16 protein-coding genes are annotated in these 13,370 nt (G+C 47.2%); 6 read left to right on the top strand and 10 right to left on the bottom strand.

Annotated elements, in window-relative coordinates:
* Positions 1-118: 118 nt before the first annotated feature.
* The 3 genes from rpsJ to QUA56_RS34835 all read left to right on the top strand — a co-directional run bounded on the left by rpsJ (position 119) and on the right by QUA56_RS34835 (position 2,675).
* Positions 119-436, top strand: a complete 318-nt coding sequence (gene rpsJ / locus QUA56_RS34845; RefSeq protein WP_006632193.1) for a 30S ribosomal protein S10 — start codon at positions 119-121, stop codon at positions 434-436.
* A 443-nt stretch (positions 437-879) separates the two neighbouring features.
* Positions 880-1,521: an LON peptidase substrate-binding domain-containing protein gene (locus tag QUA56_RS34840; RefSeq protein WP_006632192.1), complete on the top strand. Its 642-nt coding sequence runs from the start codon at positions 880-882 to the stop codon at positions 1,519-1,521.
* 215 nt (positions 1,522-1,736) lie between these two features.
* A complete protein-coding gene (locus tag QUA56_RS34835; protein ID WP_333368091.1) occupies positions 1,737-2,675 on the top strand; it encodes a PspA/IM30 family protein in 939 nt (312 codons plus the stop codon).
* A gap of 30 nt (positions 2,676-2,705) precedes the next feature.
* On the opposite strand, the gene QUA56_RS34830 is transcribed toward QUA56_RS34835, so the two are convergent.
* Both QUA56_RS34830 and pheA read right to left on the bottom strand, forming a co-directional pair.
* Complete coding sequence (locus tag QUA56_RS34830; protein ID WP_333368088.1) at positions 2,706-3,350, bottom strand: pentapeptide repeat-containing protein; 645 nt, start codon at positions 3,348-3,350, stop codon at positions 2,706-2,708.
* A 34-nt stretch (positions 3,351-3,384) separates the two neighbouring features.
* Complete coding sequence (gene pheA, locus QUA56_RS34825) at positions 3,385-4,332, bottom strand: prephenate dehydratase (protein WP_333368085.1); 948 nt, start codon at positions 4,330-4,332, stop codon at positions 3,385-3,387.
* Between the two features lie 207 nt (positions 4,333-4,539).
* On the opposite strand from pheA, the gene QUA56_RS34820 reads away from it, so the two are divergent.
* Complete coding sequence (locus QUA56_RS34820; RefSeq protein WP_333368082.1) at positions 4,540-5,118, top strand: DUF1997 domain-containing protein; 579 nt, start codon at positions 4,540-4,542, stop codon at positions 5,116-5,118.
* A 141-nt stretch (positions 5,119-5,259) separates the two neighbouring features.
* Here QUA56_RS34820 and QUA56_RS34815 read toward each other — a convergent pair whose 3' ends face one another.
* The 6 genes from QUA56_RS34815 to pgl all read right to left on the bottom strand — a co-directional run bounded on the left by QUA56_RS34815 (position 5,260) and on the right by pgl (position 9,539).
* Positions 5,260-5,718 (bottom strand): FHA domain-containing protein, encoded by a 459-nt coding sequence (locus QUA56_RS34815; RefSeq protein ID WP_333368079.1) that lies wholly within the window; start codon positions 5,716-5,718, stop codon positions 5,260-5,262.
* A complete protein-coding gene (locus QUA56_RS34810; protein ID WP_333368076.1) occupies positions 5,715-6,278 on the bottom strand; it encodes a hypothetical protein in 564 nt (187 codons plus the stop codon). The genes QUA56_RS34815 and QUA56_RS34810 overlap by 4 nt, the downstream gene beginning before the upstream one ends.
* A gap of 177 nt (positions 6,279-6,455) precedes the next feature.
* A complete protein-coding gene (locus QUA56_RS34805; RefSeq protein ID WP_333368073.1) occupies positions 6,456-7,193 on the bottom strand; it encodes a PRC-barrel domain-containing protein in 738 nt (245 codons plus the stop codon).
* A 57-nt stretch (positions 7,194-7,250) separates the two neighbouring features.
* Positions 7,251-7,742, bottom strand: coding sequence for an FHA domain-containing protein (locus QUA56_RS34800; protein WP_333368070.1), 492 nt, complete (start codon positions 7,740-7,742; stop codon positions 7,251-7,253).
* A gap of 82 nt (positions 7,743-7,824) precedes the next feature.
* Positions 7,825-8,616: an FHA domain-containing protein gene (locus QUA56_RS34795; RefSeq protein WP_333368067.1), complete on the bottom strand. Its 792-nt coding sequence runs from the start codon at positions 8,614-8,616 to the stop codon at positions 7,825-7,827.
* A gap of 203 nt (positions 8,617-8,819) precedes the next feature.
* On the bottom strand, positions 8,820-9,539 hold the full coding sequence (gene pgl / locus QUA56_RS34790) for a 6-phosphogluconolactonase (RefSeq protein ID WP_333368064.1): 720 nt from the start codon (positions 9,537-9,539) through the stop codon (positions 8,820-8,822).
* Between the two features lie 472 nt (positions 9,540-10,011).
* Here pgl and QUA56_RS34785 point away from each other — a divergent pair, with 472 nt between their 5' ends.
* Complete coding sequence (locus QUA56_RS34785) at positions 10,012-11,376, top strand: hypothetical protein (protein ID WP_333368061.1); 1,365 nt, start codon at positions 10,012-10,014, stop codon at positions 11,374-11,376.
* A gap of 673 nt (positions 11,377-12,049) precedes the next feature.
* Here QUA56_RS34785 and QUA56_RS34780 read toward each other — a convergent pair.
* Positions 12,050-12,454 (bottom strand): anthrone oxygenase family protein, encoded by a 405-nt coding sequence (locus tag QUA56_RS34780; protein ID WP_333368093.1) that lies wholly within the window; start codon positions 12,452-12,454, stop codon positions 12,050-12,052.
* 419 nt (positions 12,455-12,873) lie between these two features.
* Positions 12,874-13,017: a hypothetical protein gene (locus tag QUA56_RS34775; RefSeq protein WP_333368058.1), complete on the bottom strand. Its 144-nt coding sequence runs from the start codon at positions 13,015-13,017 to the stop codon at positions 12,874-12,876.
* Positions 13,018-13,036: 19 nt separating this feature from the next.
* Here QUA56_RS34775 and QUA56_RS34770 point away from each other — a divergent pair, with 19 nt between their 5' ends.
* Positions 13,037-13,222 (top strand): hypothetical protein, encoded by a 186-nt coding sequence (locus QUA56_RS34770; protein ID WP_333368055.1) that lies wholly within the window; start codon positions 13,037-13,039, stop codon positions 13,220-13,222.
* Positions 13,223-13,370: the final 148 nt, after the last annotated feature.

The raw sequence follows: 13,370 nt of genomic DNA, 5'->3' as shown, positions 1-13,370 counted from the left end.
AACTAATAACTAATAACTAATAACTAATAACTAATAACTAATAACTAATAACTAATAACTAATAACTAATAACTAATGACTAAAAATAAACTGAACCTAGAAAATTCAAGAAACAAAAATGGCAACAATTCAACAGCAAAAAATTCGCATTCGCCTCAAAGCTTTCGATCGCCGAATTCTAGACGCATCCTGCGAAAAGATTGTAGATACAGCAAATCGGACAGCAGCCACAGCGATCGGCCCGATTCCCCTACCGACAAAACGGCGGATTTACTGCTTGCTGCGATCGCCCCACGTAGACAAAGATTCTCGCGAACACTTTGAAACCCGCACGCACCGCCGCATCATCGACATTCACCAGCCTTCTGCCAAAACAATTGATGCTTTGATGAAACTGGATTTGCCAGCAGGCGTAGATATCGAAGTCAAGCTGTAGATTCACTCATCGGAAACTCCGAAAGAAGGAACAATGGAAAAATACATTGTTCCTTCTTTTTGCTAAAAGTTCGACAGTCAGCAGTTATTCGTTATTCGTTATTAGTCATGGGTCAGGAGTTATTATTCATTAGTTATTAGTCAGTAATCAGCAATAATTTCTGCTCCGGCGCGAACTTAAATAATTCTTCTTAATTAAGGGGCGATGGCTACACAAAAGCTTTTTTAGCAGTCGCTATCATCGCCTTCAGCATCACTTAATTCATCAAAAAGGTATATTTAGCATTTTGACGAAATGACGGCTTTGTCAAGCTGCCAGCACGGGCGATCGGGATCGATCGATCGAATCCGCGTCGCAAAAGCCCGATCGCTCAAGCCCCGGAATTGCCTCAAATCAGTTAAAGTAAGAAAAAGAAGCGCAAGTACCGTCACATTTGAGCGACAATGGCATCCTCTTCCTCTGTAGCAGTTCGCGAACTCCCCTTATTTCCGTTGCCGGAAGTGGTTCTATTTCCAGGTAGACCGCTGCCGCTGCAAATCTTCGAGTTTCGCTATCGAATCATGATGAATACGATTCTGGAGGGCGATCGCCGTTTTGGTGTACTCATGTGGGACCCCAACCAAAACAAAGTCTCTGCCGTCGGTTGTTGCGCCGAAGTGATTCACTGTCAGCGACTCCCCGACGATCGCATGAAGATTATGACTCTCGGACAGCAGCGCTTCCGAGTGCTCGACGCCGTTCGGGAAAAACCCTATTTAGTCGGTCTGGTAGAGTGGATAGAAGACGAACCGCCGCAAAAAGACCTCAGACCTTTGGGAAAAGATGTCGAACAACTGCTGAGAGATGTAGTTCGCCTCTCCAGCAAATTGATGGATCAGCCGATCGACCTGCCGGAAGACATTCCCAGTTTGCCCACCGAATTGTCCTATTGGGTAGCCAGCTACCTTTACGGCGCAGCGACAGAACAGCAAACTCTTTTAGAATTGCAAGATACTGCTGCGAGATTGGAACGCGAAACCGAGATTTTGACTTCTACTCGCAATCACTTGGCAGCCAGGACTGTACTTAAAGATACCCTCAAGTAGCCAGTTTTCGCAGGCAAAAAGCCCGATCGGTTTTGCCTGCATTGAAGCAAGAATTACACGCAAATCATTCGATTTTAGATTTTAGATTTTAGATTTTAGATTGACTGATGAACTAAGGGTTTGGATCGCGGGCTGACAGTTCCATTATTTTTGGAACTGCTAGCTGTTTAACTCTTAACTTCAAACAGGTTCGGATAGGTTCTTTATAGCAGTAAATGCTTGTGTTAGAAAATCTCGACCAACCGAAACCATACGATGCAGTTAGAGGCGGTCAACTGCCGCCTCCTGTGGGCGGTGTCGTGCTCGGCGGACTAGCAGGAGTTAAACACCGGCTGTCTAGTTCTGTCAGCGAACATCGAATCGCCGCCCTGACCGAGACATTGAATTACGGCGATCCAGGCTTAAAAATAGTCATCAAGATTTGTCAAAGCGAAACAGGGCCAGTGCAGCGGGCAGCCTGCGATTTGCTGCGAAAAAGACTGAGTTCGATCGCCCGCGAAAAATTACAGGCCTTTGTAACTTCAAGTTCAGATACAGAAGCTGAGTTAGACAGCACTCAAAAAATATTAGATCGCTCACCCGGTGCAGTATCAGAAAAAAATCACGATCGGCAGTTATTAGAAGCACAGTTAATATTTGAGACAATTATGCAGCAGATGCAACCCAATTTGTTGCTGCTAGAAGCATTGGTAGTCTCTGTAGAACGCGAGGAATTTACAAACGAACTGATGAATCTTTGGGAACTGTTAATCTTAGAAATTCAGGAACCTCTCAAAGAACTGCGTCAGGCTGTTGGCAGCGCGATTTCCGCCCAACTTCGGATTCAGTGGCTGTACAATCAAGCTGAATCTCAAGCCAATCAGTTGCAGCAGCGAGCTTTGCTAGCTCTTCAGAAAGAGGATGAAAATTCAGTTCGCCTCGCCTTGGTTCGCAAGCAGATTCAATTCGATAAAGTGGCAGAACTAAAAATTGACTTAGACCACCAAACTGTGCGAGTAGAAACTCTCAACCGCAACTTGCTGGCTTTGGAAAGTAAGATTGCTGAAGCTAATTCCAAGAAAGAGATCCTCAAGATGCAGCTTCATTTTGCTAGGGTACAAAAGCAAATAGATTTCACTTTCAGCCAAGTCAACAGTATATTTTTCAGTCCTTAGTTGTGGGATTCTCCGGTTATTTGCGCGATCTCAAACTTGTCTGACGCAAAAATGTATTGTCCCACTGAAAATTGTTTTCTTATCTCGCTTAGCTCCATCCAGATTAGCGCCGCACAAAAATGCCCCGCTCAAATTAGCACCCCTCAAGTCAGCTCCGCACAAATCTGCGCCCTCAAGGTTACTTTCACACAAAAAAGCGCTTCTCAAGTCAGCTCCTCTGAGACTCGCTCCACGCAGTTTTGCCTCACTTAGATTGGCTTTTTCGAGGTTTGTATTGTCCAAGCAAGCATCTATGAGGTTTGCTTCCATCAGGTTTGCGGCGCACAAGGAGGCTCTGCTCAAATTAACACCAATCATTTTGGTGTCGCTCAAGTTGGCGTGTTCCAAGTTTGCTTCAATCAGGTCAGCTCCTGTTAATCTTGCGAAAGTTAGATCGGCTCCGCTCAGGTTAGCCCCATTGAGGTTTGTCATCACCAGGCAAGCATTTTTGAGCTTGGCAGCTATTAAGTTTGCCCCCCTTAAGTTCGCCAGGGAAAAATTGATTTCTTTGAGTTCGGCGCAGGCTAGATTAATATCAATTAGGAAAGCTTCTCGCAAAAAAGCCTCTTTCAAGTTGGTTTCGTGAAAATTTCTTTCTCCGGCTGCGTATCGCTTGAGAAGTTCATCAGCATTCATCTCACCAGCCTCCTAAGTTTTACTTAAAATGAAATTATACAACTGACAGCACATTGTAGCAACCAAAGATTTTTAAAGTTTCTGTGTGATTTTTTAATTCTTCGAGTGCCGATCGAACAAATGGTTGGCAGGCGTTAGCCTCAAAGTCCATAAAGAAAATATATTCTCCGAGCGATCGCTTAGTCGGTCTAGATTCAATCCGACTTAAATTAATACCGCGACTGGCAAATACTTGCAAAGGTTTTACCAGTGCTCCCGGCATATTGGCAGGTACGCTAAAAGCTAGTGAGGTATGGGTGCAATTAGACGCTGAAGCATCGAGGATCAATTTAGGGCCAGATTTTGTGATGGATTTAATGGATGAGAGCTCCGCTGCTTCTACGTTTGCGATTTCTCCAACACTCGTGCTGAGTACCCAAAATCGAGTGTAATTATCGGGATAATCATTAATCGGGTGAGCTAACACTGGCAAATTGTAAAGTTCAGCAGCTCTCGGCGAAGAAATCGCCGCTACATTTCTATCTTCCAGATATTGCAATGCTTCCGCAGTTGAATTCGCCGGAATCAATTGAGCTGAGGGAATAAACTGCCCCAACCATACCTGACACTGAGCTAGCGCTTGGGGATGAGAGTAAACTTTTTTAATCTCGTTAAAATTTTTAGCGTTAGACACCAGCGCGTGGGAAATTGGCAAAACTAAGGCGTGTTGAATGCGGAGTCTATCGAGTCGCCACAGTGTATCTAGGGTGACAGTCACGCTGCCTTCGATCGAATTTTCGACTGGCACAACTGAATAGTCTACCTGCCCTACGGCAGATGCCTCTAGCGCCTGGGAAATGGTGGAATAAGGACACAGGGTGCATTCTAAGTTAGTTTCCAGGCTCAACCAATTGACATAAGCTAGAGCCGCTGTTTCTGCATTTGTACCAACAGGGCCGAGATGTGCGATCCTCTTCGAGGGCTGCGCTAACGAAATTTTCATTTAGAGGCAATTTTAGGTTACAAAAGTTTGCTTTACTCTCATCAGCTAGCAAGTATGATGAAAAATTAGCGATGTCCCGAAAGCTTTTATCCGTGATTTCTCGGATGACATTGCTGGGTGCGCGACTTAGTGCGCGACTTATGTCACCTTAAAAAGGTGATAGTTTATTAAGATATGCTTAGGAATCCTCTATTTTGATATCTTCTCATGTATATCCGCTTTAATGCTTCCCAATCCGTTGAGCTAGCCGTACCAGACGAACGGGTTCCCATTCAACATTATCTGCGCCAGCCGAGGCGACTGGTGAACGCCCTAGTCGATCGAAGTCGCACACAGCAGCTAAGCGATGACTGTTTCCGCCTGAAAATGCGGCCGTTACAATTTATGATGCTGAGCATTCAACCCACCGTAGACATGAGGGTGTGGGCTGAGTCAGACGGCACAATCAATTTGGAGTCCGTCGCCTGCGAAATTCGCGGCGTGGGTTATATCAACGATCGCTTTGCTCTCAATCTCAAAGGACAGCTTTGCGTACACCAAAGCAGCGGGGTAGCATACTTGAAGGGAAAAGCGGATTTGGAAGTGCAAGTAGAGTTACCGCCGCCGTTTTGGCTGACGCCCAAACCAATTTTAGAAGCAACGGGCAACGCTTTGCTCAAGAGCGTACTTCTGAGCGTTAAACAGCGGTTGATGCACCAGTTGCTCTTAGATTACCGCCGGTGGGCAAGCAGCGAAACTGAGGTAATATCGAGCGAGCTCCCCCAAATCTTATCTTTAGAAGGGTGAGATTCTACTAGAGAAGCTGTTAATTAATTTATCGGCATATTTAGGCAAAAATCAGGCCACTTACCGAAAAATTAGTTAGACGATCTAATTGCGTACCTTGAGCTTTGTTTGAGTTCGCCCGCAGGGATAGATAGCTGCCGGTCAGTCAAGATCGTTTTGAGTCAGCCTTCCATGTTCATCCTCTTCTATGATTCCTACACCCCCAGACCAAGCAGGTGACTTGTCTTTTGACACATCGTCCTTGTAGTCGGGGAGTTCGCGCTGTGGCGCCCTCGCTATTTTTCCCGGTTCCAGATTCGTCGCGCCCACCCGAATCCGGATTTTTGGCCCGGAATTGCCCAAGCGAATGGTCATCCCGTCCGCCACTGACACCTGAGCGATCGGTCTATCATCTACATAAGTGCCGTTAGCACCAAAATTAATAATTTCCCAGCCGTTGGCGTGATTCCACAGCTCTACGTGGTGGCGGGAAACTACAGCGCTGTAAATAATTACATCATTGTCGTTCGATCGACCGATCCGAACCACCGCTTCGGATTCAAAACACCAACTTTGAACCGGGACAGACTGGATAGGATGTAACAGAGTTAAGGTAATCACTGATGTTTTGACACTCCGCCGCCAGACAGAAACGGGGATGCTTCCAGATAGATTATTGGGGAGAAAACCGCAAAAAATTTGATTTTCAAAGGGGTGGTGAGTGCGTCACTCTTCCTTCGTTCTGCCGTAAAAGTTGAACTTTTGGCTGCTTGAGGCATTTGAACAAATTTTTGATCGTTAGCTTTTGGCGCAGGCGCAAATTTTTGCTTTCCTCGGTAACAACCAAACACCATGTTATTAATCTGCTGAACTTCCCAGCGATTGACAAAGGTTGAGACCGCTTGATTGATTTGGTCTGGGATGGAGGGATTGCGCCGATGGGTGAGCCGCTCAATTCGATCTGCCAAATAACCATTTTCGCGCTGACTAGCCCCATAATTTAACTCAGACCCGCGCTGGTTGCACCGCTGATTCGAGTTCTCGATATGGCGACAGTCAACGAGCGACGAATCGCTCTCGATCATCCAGACAGAAGTTAACCAATTATTAATGCTGGGGTCTCTAGATAAAATACTTGTTGCTTGTATCAAACAGCATAGGTCTTTTTGAGTTGCTAACATTTTCCTTATTGATGCGATACCTTTAAAATAAAATACAATGCTTTGAGCAGCACTGGAATTTTGAGCGAGAACGCCTCAATCTCTCAGACCGAAAATACAGATCGACCTTCCTGGCGCGCGCGCCGCCCCAAAAATGCGATGGGCAATTAGTCGCAGGGCGATCGCGAAGGCCAAACTTCAGCTCAAATCCGACTCGGGCGGCTCCGGGGTCGGCTCTGGCGGGGCAGATTCATGCCTTTGCCGCTTCAAGTCTGCAACTTTTTCTTGAGCTACATCCCTGACTTCTAGAGCTTTATCTTGGAATTTTTCCGCCAGACTTTGAGCGCCCCGCTTCACCTCTGCCACATTTTTGAGAGTTCTGTCGAAATCTTCGTGTAAAAACTCTGCTACCAGACCGACTTTTTTGTGCAGTCCCTCCGCGTATTGTACCGGCTCCGATACAGCAGCCTCAGACACGATCGCCCGCTTGCTGCCGATCGTCGAAATAGCTGCCACAGGTAGCAAGTAAATCCCGTCTAAAACGCCGCGCCAGCCGCTCGATTTAAACAGGTAGTGGATCACTGTACCCGTGAGCACATCAAATAGGAAGTCAACCACCGTACCTGCTTTATTCCCAGCGTCCGTGAGCACCTCAAGCCCGATCGGACAAACAGCTTGTTCCGGCTGATGCAATTCCGGCAGTTCCGGGTTAATTGTGACAAAAACATTTTCGCCTACCGTATCAACTTGCGCCCAAGCGAACCAAGTTTTTTTGCTACCCAAAAGTCCCGACTTGCAAGTAAAGCCGATCGCCCGCTGGGAGTGAGCGTCGAGCCAAAGCCGATCTACCCTGCCGACCTCTTCCGCCGTTCTGCGGTCGATCGTGCGGCGGTTGAGCAATTCGCTGCGCCTGACAATCTGTTGTGATGTACTCATAAATAAACTCCTGAGTGCCCCCGAGTGAAAAATTTCGAGCGTCCAAAGATACCGAAATTAATATTCTTCTTCTGAATAATTTCGAGTATTTTCTGCCTCCGTTAAGTCCTCCTCTTCCCTGGAAGTGCTAACTTCTTTTTGTTCGGGAACAGGAATCGTGCTAATGTGCGCGCTGCCCGAGGGAGCGTGAATTACCTTAGCATCCATTGGCTTGACGCTAATTTGTCCTAACTGGACTGAGGACTGATTCGGGCCGACGTTGATTTGAATTTTCGGGCCCGAGCGAGCCAAGTGAACGATCAGACCGTCCACAACGGGAACCTTAGCGATCGGCTTACCATCGAGGTAAGTGCCGTTCGTACCTAAATTGATCAGTTCCCAAGTTATGCCGCTGCGTCGCAATTCGATGTGGCGACGAGAAACCACAGCGCTAAAAAGAACGACGTGGTTTTCGGTCGATCGCCCGATCCGGACGACCTGCTCGTCTTCAAAGATCCAACTGCGGACGGGTATAGATTGGAGTGGATGTAGCAAGGTCAGCTTAATCACATTGGCAGCATTGAGTTTTGGTAGAGTTCCTCAAGATGCGATTTTAGATTTTAGACTTTCGATCGCCCAATCCAAACTCGATCTAAGAGATTTGAAATAAAAACGTAACCAGGTCTCCTTTCCCCAGAGAGATACGGTCTCCCGGTCGCAACCGATGCCGGTTTCCCTTGGGTAGCGGATTATTGTTGACGTAAGTGCCGTTAGAACTGCCTACATCTTCTAGGTAGCAAGCATCTCCCTCCACCCGGAGATTGGCGTGTACCCGAGAAACTATCTCAGAATTAGCAAATCCCGAAACATCAATATCCGGCGGCACTAAATCATTTGGCTTGCCTATGTGAACCACAGACAGACTGTGAGGCAATTCCATCGGCGTATTTGTCTGAACGTGTAGCAGGCGCGCCGACTGCTGTTGCAGTTGAGTTTTAGCTATACCTGCTGGCTGTGTGACCGGAACCGGGGGAGAGGTATTTACTGGTGTTGCCACTGATTCAGTTGTAACAGGAACCGAGGGCGAAGGCGGGGGCTCTGGAATCGTAGGAATACTGGCGGGAGTTTTTTCCAAGTTGGGCCCGTTATTTGGGGTAACTAGAGGTTCCATTGCCATCAGGGGTTCGCTTGGCGGTAAATCCGGCACCGGTGACGATACAACTGTAGGGCCCACAGACGAGGGGGACGTTACTGTCACCTCAATTTCTGGAACTATAGAACCCGGACGCAAGTTAAAGCCGCACTGACCGCAAAATGCTGCATCTGTCTGAACTGCTGCACCGCAGTTCGAGCAACTTGCGGTAACAGGTAAAGGCGTGTAGCAAGCCTCGCACTGGCTGGCCCCGTCGGGGTTCTGGTGATTGCAATTGGGACAGACAATCATCGATTTCTCCTTGCTATCGGCCAGATTTTCAAATCAGCCTCATAAAAATACTGGTGTATATGGTCAAATTTTAACTTTAACCGCCACAATTCTTATATTGCTTCGCTAATACTAGCAACTGAGCTGACGCCGTGACGTTCGCGGTGATGGGCAAGATTGACTTAGCGATACTGCTGAGTGTGTTGGCACTGGGCGGATGTCGGCTATTTTACTGCTTCGCCAGCAGCCGCATCGAGCAGCCACCAAAGCTCGCCTTCTGGTTGAACGAGTCTGGCTGGATAGGTCATTTCGTCGGCTGCGGGGGCAAAAATTTGAGCGAGGGCGGGTTGTTTGCTGGCTCCTGCGACCATGAAGATGACGCACCGAGCGCGGTTGATTAATGGGACTGTAAAGGTGATGCGGGGTTGACCGTCTTTGTTGCCGACAGTTACTAAGGCGTCGCGGACTTGCAAGGCTGCTGTGCCGGGAAATAGAGAGGCTGTGTGGGCGTCGTCTCCTATGCCCAATAAAATGATGTCGATCGCAGGAAACTCGCCGTCGGATAATTTGAAGAACTCCTGCAATTCGGTTTGGTGCGCCGAGGCGTCGGCTGCTGGGTCGCCGGCGCCTGTGGGCATGGGGTGGATGTTGCTGGCGGGGATGTTTACTCGATCGAGCCACGCGAGGCGCGCCATTTTTTGATTGCTGTCCGGGTGTTCTGGGGGAACGTAGCGTTCGTCACCCCAGAAAACGTGAATTTTGTCCCAAGGCAGGTCTTGGGCTGCCATCGCTCTGTAGAGCGGTTCGGGTGTGCTTCCGCCCGCTAAGGCGATCGTACAAAGTCCGCGTTCTGCTATGGCTGCTGGGATTTTCGACAGGACAACTGCGAGCGAGCGAGCTATTAGTTCTTCCCGACTTCCTAATACTTCTACTACTTTTTTCATCAATTTCTTCTCAACTTTCCTTGGGTGTTGTTCTCAGCAATTGCCAATTTTGCCTTGACATTTTGCTTTGAGGTCGATCGGCTGACACGCTCGGCAAGCTCAACAGCGAGTCGCGTCAGATTTTATCATCTTATGCCCTTTAATTTGACGAAAGCAAGAGATATTTCTACCAGCGATCGATCGAGCTTCACCTGTTGCATATATTTTTTTTCGCAACTTTCAATCAAAAGTCCGATCGTACTTACCGAAAGCATCCAGGATACAAGCCCCCGGATTCATCCGTCCAGAAATAAAAAACCTGTATCCGATAAAGGAGCCCCCGAATTTATTCGTGGGGTGAATGCTTCAATTCTAAAATCTAAAATCTAAAATCTAAAATCGATTGACCCCGGGACAGCAAAAATAATCAAGATTGATGTGGTAGAGTAGGAAAGATTGTTTTAAGTCCGCACAATCGGATAAAAGCAAAACTATGTCAAGTTTTAACCGATTCCCTACATCTGTCCGCTATCTGATAGCGCGGTTGCGCCACTGGACGCAACCGGCGGTTTGGGCTCCGCTAGCCGTGCTGTGTGCGGGGGGGTTATTTATCTGGGAGGTCTCCGTAAATCCAGAAAGGTTGAGCATAGATGGCGAAGAAGTAGCAGCCTCAAACAATCCAGCTTCGCTCCCCGGGTTGTCTGCTGAAGATAGCGCCATTGCGGCTGAAATCGACAGCTTACCGGTGCTAGTCAATCAGTTCAATAGCTCTAATTCTGAGTTCGGTTTGTTAAATTCATCAGCAGTCAAAAGCAAAGGTTTATTCGACGAAATTCGCGATAGGGGCTTAGAAATTCCTCAGCGATATTCAGCCTCCAAGCAAGCGGCAAGCAGCAGATTTTTGCCCTTGCCAAATTTAGCAGATCCTGCTGTCCGAGCTGCAAGCAATACCCCGCAAAATTCCAGCTTGCCAAGTTCAAACGCGACATCAACTTTGAGTTTATCTGGCAGTGGATATCCCACTTCGGGGATACAAACGATCGAGCCTGAGTCTGGCGGTACAGCGACAGCAACTTTACCGCAGGCGTCGAGTGGTGCTAATTCAGACAAACAAAATGAAAATCCTCTGCCTTTGAGTCCGCTGCAAGCAGCTATGAAAAAATACGTCGTTGCTAACACTTCGGCAACGACGGCTGCGGCTCAGAAAACTGCAGACTCGGCTAAATTGCTCGATCGACCGGCTTCCGATCCGGCGGGAGCAAATTCGGAAAATTTGCTTCCAACGGCCGCTACAGCTCAAACAGGAGCAAATCCTGTGAATGTTCCCGCAGCACTTCCCCCGCTTCCGGCTCCGACAAATACTGCAAGCAACGAATCTCAACAATTCTTAAGCCCGGCAGCTACAGTCCCTGAATCATTTTCCGGGTTAAATTCCAGAGTACCCAGCCTCCCCGAAATTACTGCCAGCCCTACGACTGTGGCTTTGCCAAAAAATCCTTACCAAACTAATTTATCTGGCTCAGGCTTTGCACCAGAAGTTCAACCTGCTGCACTTCCAGTAGCCACACCTTCGCCAATACCTCTACTTCCTAATGTCGGACAGTCCCGGGCGACAAGTGCGATCGGAGGAAGCAAGATAATTAGCCCTCAATTCTCTCCCAATTCAGCGAATTCTCAATTTCAACCAGCTCAACCAACTCAGCTTAACTTGCCGGGGCAGCCTAACTTTGGAGTTGTTCCTCAAAACACCGATCGGGACGTGCAGCCAATTCAACCGCAGCCTTTTGCTACACCCCGCTCGCTGACTCCGGGACGCTACATTGGCGGCGGCGAAATCAATACTTTTGCTAATCCGTGAACAGCATCTAGTATCGTCTCTGCTGGTAGTGAACTTACTTAATTTCCTCCTTTTTCCCCTCGATCTTATTCAAATGTCGGGGGTTTTTACACCAGATTGCAGGTCAATAGAGTCACTTAAGATAAGTATATCAATAGCACTAATTAAACCATTACCGATCGATCTTCGAGAAAAAGTGGTCAAAGCTTATCAACTGGGTAACACATCAATTAGAAAACTAGAAGAATATAGAGCCAGAACATCTGGTTTTTCTCTCCGGAGATGGGGTATTACTCGGTTTGACGAGGAATTATGCTCGCTCGCCTCACGGGACGAGAGTATCTGATTTAAAACCATTTTATCGGGGGGCAAAAATCACAGCAATTGGAGCTATTAGGATTAAAAAAGTGGTGGCATTAATGACGATGAATGACTCAATGGATGGCAAGGCATTTGAAGTGTTTACCCTTAAAGTTTTTAGTTCCGGAACTCGCTCGTAGGAGCAGTAGTAGTAATGGATAATTTACCAGCAAAAGTTGGTCAACATTTGTTGCATCTGTGGAAAAAACTCTCCGAGAATTTGGGAAAAATCATGTAATTATTTTTGGATGATTACTGATAATTATGGTCCTCAATAAATTTCGTTTTTGCGATCGCACCCTCAGCGCGATCGCTCAAAATTAAAAATGTAAAATTAAAATTGTACCGATCGATAACAGAGTGCAATGGTAAGCAAAGCCGATGCCGCCAGCGCCGCAGCCGTCCGAACATGATTCCAGAACGTCCAGTCGGTAAGGTATCTAGCCCATAGGCTCGCACCGTCAGTGCTGCTTGGCTCGACAGTCGCCAGCGCATCATTTAGCGGCACATTGAACGCGATCGTCACTCCTACAGTACCAACGAGATACAGCAGGCTGCCAACGAGCAAATAGGCGGCACCGGGTTGATGCCACTTTAACAGCGAGGAGATAGCCAGAAAGATGCAAGCAGCAGCCGTTCCGAATAGCGCCGTCATAAATAACGGATTAATCGCCGCGATATTGATGGCTTGCATGGCGGCAATACCCTGTGCTGGTTGGAGTCGGGAAAGGGCATTCATCACAAAGGTTGAGAAGGCGAAGAAGACTCCAGCCATCAGCCCGCAACCTAGTGCCGAGAAAAGTTTCAATGTGAAAAGCGAGTAGTCAACCATTGCCATAAAACCTCCTACGAATTACTGTCTAATGCCTTGTTAGCGCATTGTGTTATTGCATTTTTAACCTTGATATTGAGCCGAGAAACTTGACGTAAAGTGGACAGGGTGGAAAGCAAACCGCAAATAAAAGTTAAGTTCTCAACCACTACCATGCTCTTATTAAGAGCTAAAAGCAATCTAGCAGAGAGTTAAGGACTAAATCACTTACAACTTAAAAAATGTGGCTGATTTTGATTGTCAGTGCTATACTACTTCGCAGTAGCTAAAAGCTTAGGGATTCCAGCATTTCCTGCTTGACCAAAAGCAAGCGTTACTATTCAAACTTAGCACTCACAGACAACGTAACCTCCGGGGTATTTCCCGGGTTCGGTGATGCTGTCGCCCACTGTCACAATTTTGCGCTGGCCGGCGAGCAGGTTCTGGATTTCTGGCGGTGGCGTTGCTTCGGATACGAATTCTTTAAACACGGGAATTAAGGAATGAGGAATGTTGAAGGCGATAACAGCAGCAATTACGGCGAGGGCAAGTCTGATTAAAACTTGCCTCAGCCGGGATTTGGGACGGGGCGATCGCACATTTGCAGATATTATGCACTTTTTTACTAAAAATCTAACTATCTATGTCGGCAATAATCATATCCATTTTTGGGGTTTTTGTCACTTTTTTCAATAAGTCAGTCCTGGAGAAACAAAAAGTAGGTTTTTACGCAAAATCAGAGGTGATGAGCGTTAACGCCGAAACCTGGCTGTTGACAATCAAGCATCCAGGATACAAGCCCCCGGATTCATCCGTCCAGAAATAAAAAACCTGTATCCGATAA

This window comes from Microcoleus sp. N3A4, assembly GCF_036701805.1.
GTDB lineage: Bacteria > Cyanobacteriota > Cyanobacteriia > Cyanobacteriales > Microcoleaceae > Microcoleus.
Note: the sequence above shows the minus strand (reverse complement) of the source record. Positions and strands in the feature narration are given on the sequence as shown.

Coding starts and splice junctions, on each gene's coding strand:
- QUA56_RS34805 (WP_333368073.1), bottom strand. CDS start 7,193: ATGAGTACATCACAACAGATTGTCAGGCGCAGCGAATTGCTCAACCGC.
- QUA56_RS34785 (WP_333368061.1), top strand. CDS start 10,012: ATGTCAAGTTTTAACCGATTCCCTACATCTGTCCGCTATCTGATAGCG.
- QUA56_RS34770 (WP_333368055.1), top strand. CDS start 13,037: ATGTTGAAGGCGATAACAGCAGCAATTACGGCGAGGGCAAGTCTGATT.
- QUA56_RS34795 (WP_333368067.1), bottom strand. CDS start 8,616: ATGATTGTCTGTCCCAATTGCAATCACCAGAACCCCGACGGGGCCAGC.
- QUA56_RS34840 (WP_006632192.1), top strand. CDS start 880: ATGGCATCCTCTTCCTCTGTAGCAGTTCGCGAACTCCCCTTATTTCCG.
- pheA (WP_333368085.1), bottom strand. CDS start 4,332: ATGAAAATTTCGTTAGCGCAGCCCTCGAAGAGGATCGCACATCTCGGC.
- QUA56_RS34780 (WP_333368093.1), bottom strand. CDS start 12,454: ATGAATGCCCTTTCCCGACTCCAACCAGCACAGGGTATTGCCGCCATG.
- rpsJ (WP_006632193.1), top strand. CDS start 119: ATGGCAACAATTCAACAGCAAAAAATTCGCATTCGCCTCAAAGCTTTC.
- QUA56_RS34835 (WP_333368091.1), top strand. CDS start 1,737: ATGCTTGTGTTAGAAAATCTCGACCAACCGAAACCATACGATGCAGTT.
- QUA56_RS34820 (WP_333368082.1), top strand. CDS start 4,540: ATGTATATCCGCTTTAATGCTTCCCAATCCGTTGAGCTAGCCGTACCA.
- pgl (WP_333368064.1), bottom strand. CDS start 9,539: ATGAAAAAAGTAGTAGAAGTATTAGGAAGTCGGGAAGAACTAATAGCT.
- QUA56_RS34830 (WP_333368088.1), bottom strand. CDS start 3,350: ATGAATGCTGATGAACTTCTCAAGCGATACGCAGCCGGAGAAAGAAAT.
- QUA56_RS34810 (WP_333368076.1), bottom strand. CDS start 6,278: ATGTTAGCAACTCAAAAAGACCTATGCTGTTTGATACAAGCAACAAGT.